General features: G+C 64.0%; 16 protein-coding genes and 2 tRNA genes. 4 read left to right on the forward strand and 14 right to left on the reverse strand.

The features are described from left to right. Position 1: 1 nt before the first annotated feature. The gene (gene thiL, locus RI444_RS13490) at positions 2-1015 is read right to left on the reverse strand and encodes a thiamine-phosphate kinase (protein ID WP_021470828.1); all 1014 of its coding nucleotides are present in this window, start codon (positions 1013-1015) and stop codon (positions 2-4) included. A 53-nt stretch (positions 1016-1068) separates the two neighbouring features. Between thiL and RI444_RS13495 the strand changes: the two genes are divergently transcribed. Further along, positions 1069-1563 carry a DUF3515 domain-containing protein gene (locus RI444_RS13495; protein ID WP_179011590.1) on the forward strand — a complete coding sequence of 165 codons (495 nt, stop codon included), beginning with the start codon at positions 1069-1071 and terminating at the stop codon, positions 1561-1563. A gap of 16 nt (positions 1564-1579) precedes the next feature. On the opposite strand, the gene RI444_RS13500 is transcribed toward RI444_RS13495, so the two are convergent. From RI444_RS13500 to leuC, 6 genes are all read right to left on the reverse strand, one after another. Beyond that, positions 1580-2719, reverse strand: coding sequence for a D-alanine--D-alanine ligase family protein (locus tag RI444_RS13500; RefSeq protein ID WP_021470830.1), 1140 nt, complete (start codon positions 2717-2719; stop codon positions 1580-1582). After that, positions 2719-3771, reverse strand: a complete 1053-nt coding sequence (locus RI444_RS13505; protein WP_207604492.1) for an NAD(P)H-dependent glycerol-3-phosphate dehydrogenase — start codon at positions 3769-3771, stop codon at positions 2719-2721. Before RI444_RS13505 ends, RI444_RS13500 begins: the two co-directional genes overlap by 1 nt. Then, positions 3768-4586, reverse strand: coding sequence for a lysophospholipid acyltransferase family protein (locus RI444_RS13510; protein ID WP_021470832.1), 819 nt, complete (start codon positions 4584-4586; stop codon positions 3768-3770). The genes RI444_RS13505 and RI444_RS13510 overlap by 4 nt, the downstream gene beginning before the upstream one ends. Positions 4587-4598: 12 nt before the next feature. After that, on the reverse strand, positions 4599-5924 hold the full coding sequence (gene murA, locus RI444_RS13515; RefSeq protein ID WP_021470833.1) for a UDP-N-acetylglucosamine 1-carboxyvinyltransferase: 1326 nt from the start codon (positions 5922-5924) through the stop codon (positions 4599-4601). 215 nt (positions 5925-6139) lie between these two features. Beyond that, positions 6140-6739: a 3-isopropylmalate dehydratase small subunit gene (leuD, locus tag RI444_RS13520; protein ID WP_207604491.1), complete on the reverse strand. Its 600-nt coding sequence runs from the start codon at positions 6737-6739 to the stop codon at positions 6140-6142. A 9-nt stretch (positions 6740-6748) separates the two neighbouring features. Beyond that, positions 6749-8200: a 3-isopropylmalate dehydratase large subunit gene (gene leuC / locus RI444_RS13525; RefSeq protein WP_021470835.1), complete on the reverse strand. Its 1452-nt coding sequence runs from the start codon at positions 8198-8200 to the stop codon at positions 6749-6751. Positions 8201-8313: 113 nt separating this feature from the next. Here leuC and RI444_RS13530 point away from each other — a divergent pair, with 113 nt between their 5' ends. After that, on the forward strand, positions 8314-9033 hold the full coding sequence (locus tag RI444_RS13530) for an IclR family transcriptional regulator (protein WP_014922101.1): 720 nt from the start codon (positions 8314-8316) through the stop codon (positions 9031-9033). 12 nt (positions 9034-9045) lie between these two features. Then, positions 9046-9582 (forward strand): DUF1697 domain-containing protein, encoded by a 537-nt coding sequence (locus RI444_RS13535; RefSeq protein ID WP_207604490.1) that lies wholly within the window; start codon positions 9046-9048, stop codon positions 9580-9582. A gap of 6 nt (positions 9583-9588) precedes the next feature. On the opposite strand, the gene RI444_RS13540 is transcribed toward RI444_RS13535, so the two are convergent. The 6 genes from RI444_RS13540 to gltX all read right to left on the reverse strand — a co-directional run bounded on the left by RI444_RS13540 (position 9589) and on the right by gltX (position 15760). Continuing rightward, positions 9589-11208, reverse strand: a complete 1620-nt coding sequence (locus RI444_RS13540) for a GTPase (protein ID WP_207604488.1) — start codon at positions 11206-11208, stop codon at positions 9589-9591. Beyond that, positions 11205-12881: a dynamin family protein gene (locus RI444_RS13545; protein WP_079941241.1), complete on the reverse strand. Its 1677-nt coding sequence runs from the start codon at positions 12879-12881 to the stop codon at positions 11205-11207. Before RI444_RS13545 ends, RI444_RS13540 begins: the two co-directional genes overlap by 4 nt. 202 nt (positions 12882-13083) lie before the next feature. Continuing rightward, a tRNA-Glu gene (locus tag RI444_RS13550) sits at positions 13084-13159 on the reverse strand. A gap of 129 nt (positions 13160-13288) precedes the next feature. After that, positions 13289-13360, reverse strand: a tRNA-Gln gene (locus RI444_RS13555). 126 nt (positions 13361-13486) lie between these two features. After that, the gene (locus RI444_RS13560) at positions 13487-14227 is read right to left on the reverse strand and encodes an HAD family hydrolase (RefSeq protein ID WP_179011584.1); all 741 of its coding nucleotides are present in this window, start codon (positions 14225-14227) and stop codon (positions 13487-13489) included. 12 nt (positions 14228-14239) lie between these two features. Then, complete coding sequence (gene gltX, locus RI444_RS13565; RefSeq protein WP_207604486.1) at positions 14240-15760, reverse strand: glutamate--tRNA ligase; 1521 nt, start codon at positions 15758-15760, stop codon at positions 14240-14242. A 222-nt stretch (positions 15761-15982) separates the two neighbouring features. Here gltX and RI444_RS13570 point away from each other — a divergent pair, with 222 nt between their 5' ends. Then, positions 15983-16957: an IS481 family transposase gene (locus RI444_RS13570; protein ID WP_207604780.1), complete on the forward strand. Its 975-nt coding sequence runs from the start codon at positions 15983-15985 to the stop codon at positions 16955-16957. A gap of 6 nt (positions 16958-16963) precedes the next feature. On the opposite strand, the gene RI444_RS13575 is transcribed toward RI444_RS13570, so the two are convergent. Continuing rightward, a complete protein-coding gene (locus RI444_RS13575; RefSeq protein ID WP_021470910.1) occupies positions 16964-17740 on the reverse strand; it encodes a fumarylacetoacetate hydrolase family protein in 777 nt (258 codons plus the stop codon). Positions 17741-17779 lie beyond the last annotated feature (39 nt).

A 17779-nucleotide genomic window follows, 5' to 3' on the forward strand; every position in this document is an offset into this window, starting at 1 on the left:
CTTAGTCTGCAAAATGATCCCATCCCACGGTGTCGGCAGGCTGCCCTGCAATCCGGACGCTGCCGCCCGGTGACTCGTCAACGGCCTGAACCGAGCCTATCGCAGTAAAGCCCGCCGGCAGCTGAATTCCAGCCGGGAACGTGGCCAGCAATCCGTGGTCTTCTCCCCCGCCCAGGACCCACGCCATGGGGTCAATGCCCAGCAGTCCGGCAGCGGCCTCCAACGGAGCGGCGTGTGCCTTCAACGCTACGGGATCGAAATCCAGGACCACGGTGCTGGCTGCCGCCATCCTGCCGGCGTCCCGGATCAGGCCATCGGAAATATCCATCATTGCCTTTACACCGCTGTTCGCCGCCAAAGGTCCTGCGGCCAGGGGCGGTATGGGCCTGCATTGGTTTTCGACCAGTGCTTTCTGCTCCGGCGTCAGGCTGGCCATGGCCACACTGCTTTCAAGCAGCGCCAGGCCTGCTGCGGCCCGGCCCAACGTTCCGGCGACGGCCACGACGTCCCCCGCTTCCGCACCCGAGCGCACCACCGGAGGGAGCCCGCCAAGCGTCCCGACGACGGCGACAGTCACCCCAAGCTCCCGTCCGCGGCCAAGATCGCCGCCCGCCACCGAACAGTCCGCTGCCCCGAGGTCCCTGATGGCGGCCGTGAGTCCGTCGGCGAAATCCTCCACCCAGGAAACCTGCGTGGCAGGAGGCATGGTCAGGCTGACCACCAGGGAGGTGGCGCGTCCGCCCATGGCATTGATGTCGCTAAGGTTCTGGGCGGCCGCCTTCCAGCCGACGTCAAAGCCCGTGGTCCGGTAACCGTTGTTCCACTGCAGCCGGAAGTCCTGGTCCTGCGTTTGGGTATCGATGGAGATGAGGGTCCTGCCATCCGGAGCAGCAACCAACGCGGCGTCATCGCCGGGGCCCAGAAGGACCGCGGAAGTCCGGTTCAGGCGGGGAAAAATCCGGGCCAGCAACTCTGATTCAGAGAGGTGGGCAACGGTCAACTGTTCTTCAAGCACGGTCCTACGCTATCGCGAGCGACCGACAGAATAATGCGGGATAGGCTGGAGTGATGCACCGAAAGACCCTCCGCCGGACGGTTGCGGCCTTCGCCGTCTCCGGAACGGCCGTCCTTGCACTGTCTGCCTGCTCTCCCGCCGTTGACGTCACGGCCGCGAACGATGCCGCCAATCCGGCCTGCGCTCCCATGATGGTGGCACTGCCTGACAAGATCGGCGACGCGGGCCTCCGCAAGACCAACAGTCAGGCAACCGCGGCTTGGGGCGACCCATCGCAGGTCATCCTCCGGTGCGGGGTCAACGTACCGGGCCCCACCACGGACCGTTGCGTCACTGTGAACGACATCGACTGGGTGATCAAGGAAGGCGATCCCTACTACACATTGACCACGTACGGCCGGGAGCCGGCTACTGAGATCCTCATGGATCCGGACAAGATCAGCTCCGCGACAGTACTGGCGGACCTTGCCGCCGCAGCCGGCAAAATCAAGGCAACGCGGCAGTGCATCGGCCAGGAAGACCTGCAGAACCTGCCGTCCGACAAGTAGCGGGACGGCAGGTCTGCTAGCGCAGCCCGGTCTTTCGAGTCAGCGCAAGGTGGATGAGTTCGTCGATCAGCTCACCGTAAGCAAGCCCCGAGGCGGCCCACATCTGCGGATACATGCTCTTGGGCGTGAAGCCGGGCATGGTGTTGATTTCGTTGATGATCAAGTCACCTGACGGAGTGTAGAAGAAGTCCACCCGGCTCAAGCCTTCCGCGCCCACCGCATCAAAGGCGACTGCGGCAAGTTCTCGGACGCGGGCTATGTCCTGGTCAGGCATGTCGGCCGGGCAGCTGAGGGCCGCGGCACCGTCCTCCACATACTTCGCCGCGAAGTCATAGAACTGGTGCTCACCGGCCGCAACGGCGATTTCGCCGGGCATGGACGTCCGCGGGGCATCCGTTCCGCGCCCCTGCAGGACGGCGCACTCAATTTCGCGGCCGTCTATTCCTGCTTCGATGACCAGCTTGAGGTCGTGCCGGCGGGCTTCTTCAATGGCGGCGTCAAGGCCATCAAGGGAGTCGACCTTGGAAATGCCCATCGAGGAGCCCGCGCGTGCAGGCTTAACGAAGACCGGGAATCCCAGCTTGTCCACGCGCTTGCGGACAGCTTCGGGATCGGTCAGCCATTCCCTGTCCGTCACAGCGATGTACGGGCCCACGGTCAACCCCGCGGCCTCGAAAACCACCTTCATGAAGTGCTTGTCCATGCCCACGGCGGAGGCCAGGACTCCTGCGCCCACGTAGCGGGTGTCGGACAACTCCAGAAGTCCTTGGATGGTCCCGTCTTCGCCCCACGGGCCGTGGAGCAGCGGAAACACGACGTCCACGGAGCCCAGCTCCTGAGGTACGGCGTTGGGTTCGGTGACAACGAGCTGATGCTCTCCCCCGATTTCTGCCAGGGTGACTGTCTTCTCAGATGCGGCAACCTCAGGCAGGGCCGAGGAACTCAGCGACCACTGGCTGGTATCGCCTGAAGCGAGCACCCACTGGCCTGACTTGGCGATGCCGATGGGCACGACGTCGTACTTTTCCCGGTCTATGGCACCCATCACGCCGGCGGCGGTGACGCAACTGACGGCGTGCTCACTGGAGCGCCCGCCAAACAGGATCGCCACCCGGGGCCGCCGTCCGGCAGCGGGAGTTGAATTTTCTGTCACCATCAGTAGTCGCCTTCGGACTTCAGTGCCCGGGCCAGCAGGCGTGGCCCCAGGTCATCAACGGACATCTTGCCTTCCAGCACCGCCACCACGGCAGCGGTAATGGGCATCTCAACATCGAGCTTGCCGGCAAGCTCATGCACGGCCGGTCCCGACTTGATGCCTTCGGCTGTTTGGGTCATGCTGGCGGCTACCTGATCCAGGCTGAGGCCTTCACCCAAGAGGCGCCCGGCGGTGTGGTTGCGCGATAACGCGGAAGAGCACGTCGCCACGAGGTCTCCCAATCCCGCCAGGCCGGCCATCGTATGGGCTTCTCCCCCGAGCGCCAAAGCGAGCCGGGACGTCTCGGCCAGGCCACGGGTAATCACCGAGGCCTTGGTGTTGTCCCCCATCTGCTTGCCTTCGCAGATGCCGACGGCCAAGGCAATGACGTTCTTGACGATCCCGCCGATCTCGACGCCAACCACGTCAGTGCTGGTGTACGGCCGGAAGTACGGCGCAGTACAGCAGAGGGCGATGGCCGCAGCAGTTTCAGCGTCGCTGCACGCCACCACGGATGCGGTGGGCTGCTCCCGTGCGATCTCCATGGCAAGGTTCGGTCCTGACACCACGGCAACCCGCGAGGCCGGGATACCCAGCTCCTGGGCGATCACTTCGCTCATGCGAGCGTCGGTGCCTAGCTCAAGGCCCTTCATCAGGGAGACCACTATGGCATTGGGCTCCAGGAGCGGCTTCCACTCGCTGAGCTGGGGCCGCAGGGACTGCGCGGGCACGGCCAGCACAACCAGGCCTGCTCCCTTGAGGACCTCGGAAACGTCGGTGGAAGCGGTGATCGTGGCCGGGAGGCTGATGCCGTCCAAGTACTGTTCATTCCGATGGACGGAGTTGATCTGGTCCACTACCTCGGCACGGCGACCCCACAGGTGGATCTTCCGATCCGCCCCTGTGGCGTCGGCAGCATCGGCAAGGACTTTGGCAAAGGTGGTTCCCCACGACCCGGCACCCAGCACGGCCACCTTGTCCGCAGCCGGCACGCCAGTTTCGATCAGCGTCATTTGCCGCCCTCAAGATCCGGAGCCTCGGACGCTCCCGTTGGGTTTGCTTCGGTCGACGCCGCGGAGCCCGGTTTCAGGCCGCGCTCCACAAAACGTCCGTGCTTGGCTTGCTGGTGGTTGGCCGGATCCCAGCGCTCAGCCGGTGCCTGCTCGCCCCGCAGTGTTTCCAGGAGCCCGGTGATGGCGTCCATGATCAACTCCGTGGCCTCAGCCAACGTCGTACGGTCCATGGGCTTGTCCCTGAAAGCACTCAGGTCCACGGGTTCTCCTACCAGGACCCGGACCGTCTTCCGCGGAAAGATGTGGAACCGCTTTGCATAGCGGGGGAACACTTCCTGGGCGCCCCAATGGGCCATCGGCACTACGGGCGCGCCGGTCTGCAACGCCAAACGGGCTGCCCCGGTGTGGCCCTTCATCGGCCACAGATCGGGATCCCTCGTGAGGGTCCCCTCCGGGTAGATGATGATGGACCCGCCGGCATCAACCACCTCTTTGGCGACCTGCAGCGAGCGGTTCGCACCCGCCGTCGAACGTTCCACCGGTATCTGCCGGGTGGCACGCAACAGAGAGCCTAGTACGGGCACCTTGAAGAGGCCCGATTTGGCAAGGAAGTGCGGCGGGCGCTTCTGGTTGTACAGCATGTGGCCGATCACGATGGGGTCGATCTCAGTGCAATGGTTGGGCACGGCGATGAAGCCACCCTCGGGGAGCTTCTCCGTTCCCTCCCATTTCTTCGCCATGAGGACGTTCATCAGCGGACGCGCGATGCCTGCCAGAAACACGAATGTGGCACGGCTCTTGGCCGATTCCTTCAAAGGGGTCCCCTGCTACTTGGTAGTGGTGATGTCGAAATCGGCACCAAGGCCCGCGAGCTTCTCAGTGAAGCGCTCGTAGCCACGGTTGATGATATCGATGCCGGTGACCCGCGAGGTACCGGTTGCTGCCAGGGCGGCGATCAGGTGGCTGAAACCGCCGCGGAGATCGGGGATGTCAATTTCGGTGCCGCGGAGCGGAGTGGGGCCGGAAATCACGGCGGAGTGCAGGAAGTTCCGCTGGCCGAACCGGCACGGAACACTGCCAAGGCATTCGCGGTGGACTTGGATATTCGCCCCCATGCGCGCCAAGGCATCGGTAAAGCCAAAGCGGTTCTCGTACACGGTTTCGTGCACGATCGACACACCTTCGGCCTGCGTCAGGGCAACCACCAGGGGCTGCTGCCAGTCCGTCATGAACCCGGGGTGTACGTCGGTTTCCAGCACCAACGGCGTCAGTTTTCCGCCGGGGTGGTAGAAACGGATGCCGTCGTCGCCGATGTCCATCCCGCCGCCCACCTTCCGGTACGTGTTCAGGAACGTCATCATGTCGCGTTGGGATGCACCTTCAACGAAGATGTCACCCCGCGTGACCAGCGCCGCCGATGCCCAGGAAGCGGATTCGTTGCGGTCTGCCAGGGCCCGGTGGTTATAGCCGCCGAGGTCCTTGACGCCTTCAATCCTGATGGTGCGGTCCGTCTGGACACTGATGATCGCGCCCATCTTTTGGAGCACGGCAATGAGGTCAACCACCTCGGGCTCCGTTGCTGCGCCGGAGAGCTCGGTGATTCCTTCCGCGCGGGTAGCGCTGAGGAGAACCTGCTCGGTAGCACCCACGGAAGGATACGGCAGGGAAATCTTGGCGCCGTGGAGTCCGTTCGGTGCCGAAATGTGGATGCCGCCGGGACGCTTCTCCACCACGGCACCGAACTGGCGAAGCACGTTCAAGTGGTAGTCGATGGGGCGGTCCCCGATCTTGCAGCCGCCCAGGTCCGGGATGAAGGCCTCGCCGATCGCGTGGATCAACGGCCCGCAAAGCAGGATCGGGATCCTGGAATCGCCTGCGTGGGCGTCAATGGCGGTGCTGGACGCGGTCTTGGCGTCCTTGGGGTCCAACGTCAGGTCTCCCGTCGCCGGGTCTTTCACCACCGTCACGCCATGGAGCTGCAGGAGGCTGGTGACAACCTCGACGTCCTTGATTTCCGGCACGTTCCGCAGCACGGAAGGTTCACTGCCCAGCAGTGCCGCAACCATGGCTTTGGGTACAAGGTTCTTGGCCCCCCGAACGGTTACTCGTCCGGTCAAAGGGACGCCACCGCGGATTGTCAGAACACTACTCATCTATACCGGTTTCCTCACGACTACTCGCCCCCCAATACTTTCAAAGGCTCCTGCTAAGCATAGAAGCTCGCGTTACCTAACCGAAATGCAGCCCCCGCGCGCCGGGTTCATCGCATGGCCCCGGGCTCCCTGCGAAAAAAGACCGGAGGCCCTGGTGAAAGGGACTTCCGGTCTTTTTCGATGGGCGTATGTTGCCCCTTTATGCGTCTGCTAATTCAGCTCCTGGCAGGAAGCGTCGTCGGCTTGAAAGATGGCCGGGTGGCCTCGTAGGCAGTGATGTCCGCCTCGTGCTGCAGGGTGAGCCCGATGTCGTCGAGGCCTTCCAGGAGCCGCCAACGCGTGTAATCGTCAATCTCGAACGGGGCAACCACATTGCCGCATTCGACGGTCTTGGACACGAGGTCCACCTTGACCTCGGCACCGGGATTGTTCTCCAGCACCTTCCAGATGAGCTCGATGTCATCCTGGGCAACCTCGGCCGCCAGGAGCCCCTGCTTGCCCGAGTTGCCCCGGAAGATGTCGGCAAAACGGGAGGACAGGACAGCCTTGAAGCCATAGTCCTTCAGGGCCCACACGGCATGTTCACGCGAGGAACCCGTGCCGAATTCCGGTCCCGCCACCAGGACGGAACCTGCGTTGAACGGGGCCTGGTTGAGGATGAACGATTCATCCTTGCGCCACGCGGCAAACAGGGCGTCCTCAAAGCCGGTACGGGTGATGCGCTTGAGGTAGACAGCCGGGATGATCTGGTCCGTATCCACGTTGCTCTGGCGCAGCGGAACGCCGATTCCGGTGTGGGTGGTGAATTTTTCCATGGGATCCTCCTAGACTGCGGTTCCGGTCAGCGTGGCGGCGGGGGCGGATTCAAGATCCGACGGCGAGCTCAGAGTGCCGCGCACGGCGGTAGCTGCGGCAACCACGGGTGAAACCAAGTGCGTGCGGCCACCCTTGCCCTGGCGGCCTTCGAAGTTGCGGTTTGACGTGGACGCGCAGCGCTCTCCCGGCTCCAACTGGTCCGGGTTCATGCCCAGGCACATGGAGCATCCGGCAAAACGCCACTCGGCACCGAAGTCCTTGAAGACCTTGTCCAGCCCCTCTGCCTCGGCTTCGAGGCGGACGCGGGCGGAACCCGGGACCACGAGCATGCGGACGTTCGGGTCCTTTTCGCGGCCACGGATGATATCTGCCGCGGCGCGCAGGTCCTCGATGCGGGAGTTGGTGCAGGAACCCAGGAAGACAGTGTCCACCCTGATGTCCTTCATGGGAGTTCCGGCTTCCAGGCCCATGTAGGTCAGTGCACGTTCGGCGGCCAGCTTGGCGTTCTCATCACCGAAATCCTCCGGGGACGGCACCTTGGCCGAGAGGGAAACGCCCTGGCCCGGGTTGGTACCCCAGGTCACGAACGGCTCAAGGGTGTTGGCGTCCAGGTCCACCTCGACGTCGAACGTCGCGTCGTCGTCGGTATGCAGCGTGTTCCAGTATTCGACGGCGGCGTCCCAGTCGGCGCCCTGGGGCGCGTGGGGGCGTCCCTGCATGTAGTCGTAGGTGGTCTGGTCCGGGGCCACCATACCGGCACGGGCTCCGGCCTCGATGGACATGTTGCAGATCGTCATGCGGGCATCCATGGACAAGGCACGGATGGCCGATCCGCGGTACTCCAGGACGTAGCCCTGGCCGCCGCCGGTGCCGATCTTGGCGATGACGGCCAGGATGATGTCCTTGGCCGTGACCCCCGGGCGGAGCGTGCCCTCGACGTTGATGGCCATGGTCTTGAAGGGCTTCAAGGACAACGTCTGGGTTGCCATGACGTGTTCGACTTCCGAAGTGCCGATGCCCATTGCCAGTGCGCCGAATGCGCCATGGGTTGAGGTGTGCGAGTCACCACAGACCACTGTCATGCCGGGCTGGGTCAAACCGAGCTGCGGTCCAACGACGTGAACAATGCCCTGTTCCTTGTCACCGAGGGAGTGCAGGCGGACACCGAACTCCTTACAGTTGGCGCGGAGGGTTTCAATCTGCGTGCGGCTGGTCAGGTCCGCGATCGGCTTGTCGATGTCCAAGGTCGGCGTGTTGTGGTCCTCGGTGGCAATGGTGAGGTCAACGCGGCGCAGCTTGCGGCCGGCCAGCCGCAGGCCTTCGAATGCCTGTGGCGAGGTGACCTCGTGAACCAGGTGCAGGTCAATGAAAAGAAGGTCTGGCTGCGCATTGGCTCCTTCGCCTTCACCCTTGCGCACCACGTGCGCGTCCCAGACTTTCTCGGCCAGTGTCTTTCCCACGGCCTGCTCCCTTCGAAACTGTTGATTGATCTACACCCACTCAAGCAGCACGGCTGCAAAGTAGGCCAGCGAAACAACTTGCATCTCAGATATTGAGACGGCAATATCATTACATGGACAATTCTAGTGGAGTCGGTGTCATTGATAAAGCGGCCCAGGTACTGGACGCCCTCGAGGCCGGGCCCACCACGCTGGCCCAGCTGGTAGCGGCCACCGGACTGGCCAGGCCGACCGTTCACCGGCTCGCGCTTGCCTTGGTCCACCACCGGTTGGTCAGCCGGGACATCCAAGGGCGGTTCGTCCTGGGCAGCCGCCTCGTGGAGCTGGCCTCCGCAGCGGGCGAGGATCGTCTCATCGCGTCTGCCGGACCCGTGCTGATCCAATTGCGCGATGCCACGGGCGAGAGCGCCCAGATCTTCCGCCGCCAAGGAGACTGGCGTGTCTGCGTCGCCTCCGCCGAGCGGCCCATAGGTTTGCGCGACACCATTCCTGTAGGCACCCAATTGTCCATGAAGGCCGGATCCGCCGCGCAGGTGCTCCTCGCATGGGAAGACCACGACCGTCTCCTGGAAGGCCTGCAGAACGCACGGTTCACGCCCACCGTCCTGGCAGGAGTACGACGCCGGGGCTGGGGCCAGAGCCTCGGCGAGCGTGAGCCGGGGGTTGCCTCGGTTTCCGCGCCGGTACGGGGTCCTTCCGGCCGCGTCATTGCCGCAGTGTCCATCTCGGGCCCGATTGAGCGCCTCACCCGCCAACCCGGCCGCCTGCACGCCGAGGTAGTCTGCAATGCAGCCAGGGTGCTGACCGAGGCGCTCCGGAAGAACAACGACTAACCAAGGACGGCCATGGAGAACTATGCAGTGTTTCTTCGCGGAATCAATGTCGGTGGCATCACCATCAAGATGGCTGACCTCAAGGCTGCATTGAAGGACTATCCCTTCACCAAGGTCAAGACCCTGCTGGCCAGCGGCAACGTGGTACTGCAAAGCGAACTTGGCCCTGACGAGGTGAAGTCCCGGTTCGAGGAATGCCTGCGCGAGTCCTTTGGCTACGATGCGTGGGTGGTGGTCCTGACCGCTGCCCGCGTGGCCGAGTTGGTGGAGGCTTGCCCCTACCCCGCGGATGACAAGTCCACCCACAGCTACGTCACCCTCGCCTCGGACGATGCCATGCTGGACGAACTCTTCGACGCGGGTGAGGCCCTTGGCGGCGTCGAGCAGACCCGGCTGGGACCAGAGGCGTCCTCGTGGCTGGCTCCGGCAGGGGGCACCTTGGACAGCCCCTTCAGCAAGTTGTCCGCCAAGGCCCGCTATAAAGCGACGACCACCACCCGTAACCTCCGGACGCTGATCAAAGTCCGGGACGCCGCCGCCGCCCTCTAGGTTCAATCAGCTCTTCAGGGCTGCCTTCAGCGCCGCGTTGAACGATTTCAGCTTCCCGATCCCGGCCTTGACGGGTTCCACAATGCGTTGGCCTGCTACCTCGGCCACAGCGGAATTGAGTCGTCGGGCAACGCCGCGGGCACGGATGCGGGCAGCCCAGCCCCCAAGTACACGGCCGGCCACAGCCAGGACGAGTCCCAGCACCACTCCCCCGGCGACCATCAGGGTCGGCCAAGGCCATCCTTCCGTACGCGGCACCTCAGGGACAGGCATCTGGAAATAGCCGAGCACCGCCAGGACGCCCAACCAACCAAGCCCACCAAGGGCCAGCAGGAACGCGAGCCACTGCAGCGCGTTGAATATCCCCCACCACAGGGGACGTTTGGAGGCTTTGAGGTCCGTTGTGGCGATGGCCTGGTCCAGCGCATCGGGCAACTGCTCACGGCCCTCGCGCGCCGCACTGCGGATGGCAGCCCGCCATGGGCCGGGCGCTCCTTCCGAGACGTCATCGGCAAAGTTCCGCACCGCAGCATCCGTCCTGGCACGTTCAGGAGCTCCGGCCGGCGGCAACGATGTGCGGTTCAGTTCGGCTTTGGTGTCTGTTCTGCCCAGGTTCAGCCGACGCAATGGATCCGGACGGAAACGCAACAACCAACGCGTCACCGGCCAGCCTGTGCGCCGGGCCGACTCGCGCTTGAACGAACGGGCCACTGCATCCACCACCACGGGAACATTGGCCGCGATGGCCAGCTCCTTGGCCAGAGTCTTGGTCGCGCCATCAGAGATCCCGCGGGCCTCGCCTGTTCCCGACACCTGGCGAAGCCCGGCCGCAGCGGCCGAAACGTCGGCGGAGAGACGCCGCGTTGCAGCTTCCCTTCGCACCACGACGTCCTTGATGGCCCCGCGGACCGTGACAACGCCGTCGCCGGTCAGCGCGGAGGCACCCATCACGGGAACTCCCGGCAACCCGTCCCTCGCAAGGATTCCGCGCAGCGACTCGATGACCAGCGCGGCGTCGTCCGGGTTGAGTTTGTCCAGTTGGTTCAGGACCACCAGCGTGACCGAACCATGGGACGCCATGGGACGCAGGAAATCATTATGGACCGCGGCGTCGGCGTATTTCTGCGGGTCCAGCACCCACACCAGGACGTCGACCATCCCGGCCAGGCGCTGCACCAGTTGACGGTTTTCCACCTTGGTGGAGTCGAAGTCGGGCAGGTCCAGCAGGATCAGTCCCGTACTGTCATCCGCCAGTCCCGGCACGGAGGGGAGGCTGTGCCGCTCCTGAACACCCAGCCAATCAAGGAGCGGGCCGCTGCCGTCCACGCCCCAGATGCCGGCAAGGGGGGCCGAGGTGGTGGGCCTTCGTGCTGCCGCCGTGGCGAGGCTGCTGGCGGAAACTGCGTTGAACAGCGAGGACTTACCGCTGCCGGTCGCACCGAAGAAACCCACAACAGTGTGCCCGGCGGACAGTGAACGCCGTGACGTTGCCCTCTCCAAGACCTCGAGGACGGCTTGCAAGGCGGACCCCGGCAAAACCCCTTCGGCCAATTCCCTGGCTGTGTTCAGCGCTTCCAGGCGCGTCTGCAGGGCTGAGGATTCCCGCACAAGGCTGTGCCGGCTCATGCTGATCCCGCCAAACGGCGCAGTGTGCGCGCGTGCTGGCGCAAACTTCTTCCGCTGATCGGCCGGGCGTCGTCCAGCCGGTCGAGGAAACGCGCCCGCTCACTATCCAGGAGCCGCTGGCAATGCACGTGCAAATCCTCCCTTGCCTGATGTGCCAGGCGACGGACGGCGTCCTCGCCGAACACCGCTTCAAGCAGCCTCTGACCCACCACTGCGGTACCGCCGGCGATGCCGATCTCAAGCCCGCTCAATCCGGCCGTCATGGAAAAGACCACCACCATCAGCGCCGCCCCGAGTCCGTTGATGCCAAAGGAAAGCCACCGGGCCTGGGTCCGCTTTCCCTGACCCTGCTCACGGATCAGTTCCATGAGCCCTTCCTGCCATTTCCGGATTGCCGCTGCGGCGCGGACATCGAAATCCGGCGAAGTCCCGGCAAGATCGTCGGTTCCCAGCAGCTGGCGGCCGGCAGGCTGCGATCTCCACCGCCGGTCCACGTTTTCCGCGGCGTTCGCCGCCTCATCAAGGATGACTGCTTGAAGGCCCGTCTCAATGGCTGTCTCCACTTTCACCGCCGGGGCCGGCTCCCCGCGGAAATAGGCTCCGATGCGATCCCTGATCCTGCCCACGTTTTGCTCCACGGCACGGAAGAATTCACCCGTGCCAACAAAGTCCTGCCACCTGGCCAGGACCTCACCCCGGAGCAGCGCGCCATCCTTGGTGGCGTCGAGAATCCGCTTTAGAGCTTCCGAATACTCCGCCACGGCGCCCTCGCGGAGTTCGCGGGCAGCGGCTTCCTGGGCATCGGCAAAGTCAGCGATGGCCTCCATCCTGGTTCCCACGGCTTTGACGGCGCCGTTGAGGGTCCGGCGGGCAACCGCACTCCGCTCACCGGCATCCGCAGCCAATCCCTGGAGCCAGCTGCGCAGCGAATCCACCGAGCCGGCGGGAAGCATCCCCATGGCATCCAGCGGGGATTCGTGGATCACGAACAACATGGCCCCGCCCAGTCCTTGGGCGGTCAGCATGGCCTGCAGGTCTTCGCGGACCACCGCTTCCGCCTCGGGCGGTACGCGGTCCAACACCACCGCCACGGTGATGTCCCGGGAGGCCGCGTCCAGCAGCAAACGCCAAGGTACGGCGTCGGCATATCTGTTTGCGGTGGTGACAAACACCCAAAGGTCCGCCGCCGCGAGCAACTGGCCTGCGAGCCGGCGGTTCTCATCGGAAATCGAATCGACATCGGGGGCATCGAGCAGGGCCACGCCTTGGGGCACCTGCTCTTGCTCCAGCAGTACCAGGGACGTCATGGCGGAGGCATCCGGAGCCGCCCCTGCCTGGCTGGCGGGGACCGGGTGTGCGGCCACAGCGCCGCGAATGCGCTCGAGGCCGGGAAGGATCCGGCCGCCTTCGAACCACGCAGCATCCGCCGGATGGTGCAGGAGGATGGGTTGCCGGGTTGTGGGCCGGATTGCCCCTGACCGTGTCACGGGATACCCCACCAAGGCGTTAACAAGCGTCGATTTGCCGGCACCGGTGGAACCGCCGACGACGGCGAGAAGCGGCGCGTCCAGGCTGCGGTAGCGGGGAAGGACGTAATCGTCCAGTTGCGCGAGGGCTGCCGTGATCCAGCGGCGCCCCTCGTCGGCGTCGGAAAGCGCGAGTGGCAGCGTCATGACTGCGAGTTCGTTCCGGGCTGCCTCGAGGGTGTCCACGGGCCCCTCCGTCGAAGACCCTGCCGGGAGGGCGCTTGGTGAGGTGGGTTCTTGATCTGCGGTCACTGCTTCATCATGCCAGCCCCGAAGGCTGCCATCCTTGCAAGCAGGGTGCGTTGTGGAAAAAAGAATTCCCCCGGAACCATGTTCCGGGGGAATTCGGTGGTGACCCCAGCGGGATTCGAACCCGCGTTACCGCCGTGAGAGGGCGGCGTACTAGGCCGCTATACGATGGGGCCTTGCACTATTTATCACCGTTTCCGGCGATCAAGCTGAATGAGTATTTCATACATTAAGCTTGTTTCCAAATCGTCTAAATCGATTTGAATTCTCTGCGTTGTTCAATACTTTCGTAATGAATTCCAGAGCTGGGATACCAGGACTCGAACCTAGAATGACGGTACCAGAAACCGTAGTGTTGCCAATTACACCATATCCCAAAGTGACTTTCGGGCCGGACTTCCAATCTTCGGTTTCCCTTGGATTTTCCCTCCGTGCCCCTCAGCACGAGTAATTACTCTACCCGAGTCTTTTCACCTGCACAAATCGCGGAGGCGTTAGCTGCGTCACAACGAGTTGGGCTCCAAGGCAGGCGCCTGGAGCAGCAGCGCAGACAGAGAGTCCACCTGCCGTCCGGCGAAGTCTTCCACCACTTCCCCGGTGCGGTTGAGCCATACGCCCACCAGGCCGGCGGCCGTGGCACCTTCGGCGTCGAGCAGCCTGTTGTCCCCGACGTACAGGGTCTCCCCCGGCGTGCTGCCCAGCAGGCGCACGCCCTCAAGATAAATCGCCGGCTCGGGCTTGGCGGCGCCTACCGTGTCCGTCCCCACCAGGATCTTGATGCGATCAAGCCCGGCACCGTCGAGCTTGGCGCGCTGGTAATCGTGGACGTTATTGCTCACCGCACCGTAAGGGACACCCGCAGCATCCAGGGCGTCAAGAACACCCGCGACGTCGGAAAAAGCGCGGACATAAGCAACCTGGCGCTGATGATAGTCAGCTACCCAGGCCTGCGATGCCTCGCCCTCGTCCAGTTCCACCCCGAAATGACCCAGGGCGGCCCGGCCCCGGAGCAGCCGCTGTTCATTGAAGGTTAGTTCGCCGGCCAGGTACCGGTCGTAGAAGTGCGTGGTTTCGTGAGTGAATATCCGGCCGAACTTCGCCCACCCGGTCTGGTCCAGGCCGGGCAGGAGATGTTCGCTGACCTCGCGCAGGGCCGTGGTCATGGCGTACTCAAGGTCCACCAGGGTGTCATCGATGTCAAAAAGCACACCGCGAATGGTGCCGAAGGAACGTGAGATTGCCATGTCAGCCCCCTGCTAGCCCCGGAAAGCCCGGACGCGTGCCAGTGAGGAATCCTTGCCGAGGATCACCATGGACTCGAACAACGGCGGCGAGATCCGACGCCCGGAAATGGCTGTGCGCACAGGACCGAAGGCTGCACGCGGCTTGATGCCAAGGTCCTCGACCAACGCCTGCTTCAACGCGGTCTGGATGTTTTCCGCGGTCCACTCCTGGATGGGCTCAAGGGCCGCGAGCGCTGCGTCGAGGACTTCCTCGAGGTTGGCCGGAAGGCCCTTCCGGGCGTCGTCGGCGATGTCGATTGCGTCGTCCGCCTTGAAAAGGAAGGCGAGCATCTCGGGAGCTTCGCCCAGCAGGGCGATACGTTCCTGGACCAAGGGGGCTGCTTCCCTCAGAATCTCTTCCTGCCTGGGCGTCAGGATCTCGCCTACGAAACCGGCAGCCCGCAGATACGGAACCAGCCGCTCTTCGAACACCTCGGGAGCCAGCATGCGCACGTGCGTTCCGTTGATGGCCTCGGCCTTCTTGAGGTCGAACCGGGCAGGGTTGCCCAGGACGTCGTGGATGTCGAAGTTCGCCACGAGCTGTTCCACCGTGAAGATGTCCTCGTCCGCGCTCAACGACCAGCCCAGCAAGGACAGGTAGTTCAGGAGTCCTTCAGGAATGAAGCCACGTTCGCGGTGCAGGAACAGGCTGGATTCGGGATCGCGCTTGGAAAGCTTCTTGTTGCCCTGGCCCATGACGTACGGAAGGTGGCCGAACTCCGGCATGTACTCTGCCACCCCAATGGCGTAGAGGGCGCGGTACAGGGCGATCTGGCGCGGTGTCGAGCTAAGGAGGTCCTCGCCGCGAAGGACGTGGGTGATGCCCATCAGTGCGTCGTCCACGGGGTTGACCAGGGTGTACAGCGGCGCCCCGTTGGCCCGCACCACAGCAAAGTCGGGAACTGATCCAGCCTTGAAAGTGATCTCGCCACGGACGAGGTCGGTAAAGGTGATGTCCTCGTCCGGCATCCTCAAGCGCAGGACAGCGTCACGGCCCTCCGCCTTGAACTGGGCCAGCTGTTCCTCGGTGTGGTGGCGGTCGAAGCCGTCATACCCGAGCTTTGGATCGCGCCCTGCAGCCCGGTGGCGTGCTTCGATTTCCTCCGGAGTGGAGTAGGACTCATAGACGTGTCCCCCGGCCTTGAGCTTGGCGATGACCTCCTGGTAGATCCCGCCACGCTGCGACTGCCGGTACGGCTCGTGTGGGCCGCCAACCTCAACGCCCTCGTCCCAGTTGATGCCCAGCCACTTCAGCGCATCCAACAGCTGGTGGTAGCTTTCTTCGCTGTCACGGGCTGAGTCCGTGTCCTCGATGCGGAAGATCAGCTTGCCGCCGGTGTGGCGCGCATAGGCCCAGTTGAAGAGGGCCGTCCTGATCAGCCCCACGTGGGGCGTTCCGGTGGGCGACGGGCAAAAACGGACCCGGACGGGGGTCTCGGCATTGACGGCGGGGATGGCGCTGGAGGCAGGGGTCGACGCAGAAGCAGTAGTCATAGTGCTTCCAACTTTACCGCTTGCCGACGCCCTGGTTTCCCGCCAGGAAGCGCCCGACGACGACAGCCGCGTGCCGCCGTCGGGCCTTCCATCAGGAGGTGGCCACCTACGGTGGTGGTCGCCTAGCTGTACTCAGCCAACAGGTTGGTTACACCGTGAGAAGAGTGAAGACCTCTTAGGTTGGTGGTTACCACAACTGCCAACTGAATCTAAGAGGTCTTCATGTCCCACCGTAACGCCCGCCTGACACCGACCGGTAGGCGGATCATCATCGAGCGCGTCCTGTCGGGCCGTCCCATTGCTCACGTGGCTAAGGAACTGGGTATCTCCCGGACGTGCGCCCACCGCTGGGTCAGCCGCTACAGGACCCATGGCTGGGACGGGCTAGAGGATCGCAGCTCCAGACCTAAGTCATGCCCGCGCGCCACCCCGCAGAGGGTGGTTGCCGATGTTGTTGCCCAGCGGATAAAGCACCGGGAAGGTCCAGTGGATTTGGCCCAGCGCTGCGGCGTCAGCGCCCGAACCGTCTCCCGGATTTTGGCCCGGGCCCGCATGCCCAGGCTGTGGGACCTGGATCCGGTCACCGGGACGCGGATTCGTGCTTCCCGGGCCACAGACCGCCGCTACGAACGGGACGCCCCGGGAGACATGATCCACGTTGACGTCAAGAAACTCGGGCGGATCCCCGAGGGCGGCGGATGGCGGACAGACCCCGCGCAGAACCCGGCCAACCACCGTTCCTCGGGCCAGAAGCTGGGCTTTGACTACGTTCACGTCGCAGTCGATGATCACTCCCGCTTCGCCTACGCCGAGGTACTGCCCGACGAGAAAGGGCCTACCTGTGCCGGCTTCCTAATCCGGGCTGCGGCGGCCATGGCAGCCAACGGAGCACCCGTGCGCCGGGTCATGACCGATAACGCCTTCGCTTACAGGCTCTCCCGCGACTTCCAGGCCGCACTGGCACAGTTGGACGCCAAACACATCCTGATCAAACCCCGCCACCCATGGCAGAACGGCAAAGCAGAACGCTTCAACCGCACACTCCAGGAAGGCTGGGCATACCGGCAGCCCTTCACCTCCAACCAGGCCCGCACCGACGCCCTGCAACCATGGCTAGACTTCTACAACAACCACCGGCCCCACGGCAGCCTCGGAGGCAAACCACCCATCAGCAGGTGTAACCAACCTGTTGGCTGAGTACACCTAGCGGCGGACCACCGGGTTGGACAAGCGGCCAATGCCTTCGACCTCGACCTCGATGCGGTCGCCCTCGGAGATGAGGCCGACCCCCGCGGGCGTGCCGGTCATGATGACGTCGCCGGGGAGGAGTGTGAACGCCTGCGAAACGATGGAAACCAGCTCACGGACCCCGCGGATCATTTGTGTGGTGTTGCCGTCCTGCCGGAGTTCACCGTTGAGGCGGGCCTGGACTGCGAGGTCGTCCGGATCCAGTTCGGTCTCGATCCATGGACCCAGCGGAGCGGAAGTGTCAAAGCCCTTGGCCCTCGCCCACTGGAGGTCGGTCTTCTGGACGTCGCGGGCCGTAAGGTCATTGCCGCAGGTATAGCCGAAGATAACGTCCTCTGCGCGTTCCTCCGGTACATCCTTGCAAATACGGCCGATCACGACGCACAGCTCGGCTTCGAAGGAAACTTCCTCGGAAAACTCCGGAAGCACGATCGGATCGTTGGGGCCGATCACGGCGGTGTTGGGCTTGAGGAACAGCAGCGGGTGCTGGGGAACTTCGTTGCCAAGTTCGGCTGCGTGCTCGGCGAAGTTGCGGCCCACGCCGATGACTTTGCTGCGCGGGATGATCGGCGCCAGGAGCCTTACGTCTTCAAGCTTGTGTTTGACGTGGGTACGTTCGACGCCGTTGAAGAACGGGTCGCCGTTGATGACAGTAATTTCCTCACTGCCGGGCTCGCCGTCGACGACGCCGTAAAGGGGATCAGAATCTACTACAAACCGGGCGATACGCATGGGCACAAGCCTACCGTCCGGGGCAGCCGGATCCGGCAG

The organism is Paenarthrobacter sp. AT5, from assembly GCF_032764245.1.
GTDB classification, from domain to species: Bacteria; Actinomycetota; Actinomycetes; order Actinomycetales; family Micrococcaceae; genus Arthrobacter; species Arthrobacter ureafaciens.

What these genes read in the sequence shown, in the direction of transcription:
- RI444_RS13495 (WP_179011590.1), top strand. Translation starts at nt 1,069, where the DNA reads ATGCACCGAAAGACCCTCCGCCGGACGGTTGCGGCCTTCGCCGTCTCC.
- RI444_RS13500 (WP_021470830.1), bottom strand. Translation starts at nt 2,719, where the DNA reads ATGGTGACAGAAAATTCAACTCCCGCTGCCGGACGGCGGCCCCGGGTG.
- RI444_RS13505 (WP_207604492.1), bottom strand. Translation starts at nt 3,771, where the DNA reads ATGACGCTGATCGAAACTGGCGTGCCGGCTGCGGACAAGGTGGCCGTG.
- murA (WP_021470833.1), bottom strand. Translation starts at nt 5,924, where the DNA reads ATGAGTAGTGTTCTGACAATCCGCGGTGGCGTCCCTTTGACCGGACGA.
- leuD (WP_207604491.1), bottom strand. Translation starts at nt 6,739, where the DNA reads ATGGAAAAATTCACCACCCACACCGGAATCGGCGTTCCGCTGCGCCAG.
- RI444_RS13530 (WP_014922101.1), top strand. Translation starts at nt 8,314, where the DNA reads ATGGACAATTCTAGTGGAGTCGGTGTCATTGATAAAGCGGCCCAGGTA.
- RI444_RS13535 (WP_207604490.1), top strand. Translation starts at nt 9,046, where the DNA reads ATGGAGAACTATGCAGTGTTTCTTCGCGGAATCAATGTCGGTGGCATC.
- RI444_RS13540 (WP_207604488.1), bottom strand. Translation starts at nt 11,208, where the DNA reads ATGAGCCGGCACAGCCTTGTGCGGGAATCCTCAGCCCTGCAGACGCGC.
- RI444_RS13545 (WP_079941241.1), bottom strand. Translation starts at nt 12,881, where the DNA reads ATGACGCTGCCACTCGCGCTTTCCGACGCCGACGAGGGGCGCCGCTGG.
- RI444_RS13560 (WP_179011584.1), bottom strand. Translation starts at nt 14,227, where the DNA reads ATGGCAATCTCACGTTCCTTCGGCACCATTCGCGGTGTGCTTTTTGAC.
- gltX (WP_207604486.1), bottom strand. Translation starts at nt 15,760, where the DNA reads ATGACTACTGCTTCTGCGTCGACCCCTGCCTCCAGCGCCATCCCCGCC.
- RI444_RS13570 (WP_207604780.1), top strand. Translation starts at nt 15,983, where the DNA reads ATGTCCCACCGTAACGCCCGCCTGACACCGACCGGTAGGCGGATCATC.
- RI444_RS13575 (WP_021470910.1), bottom strand. Translation starts at nt 17,740, where the DNA reads ATGCGTATCGCCCGGTTTGTAGTAGATTCTGATCCCCTTTACGGCGTC.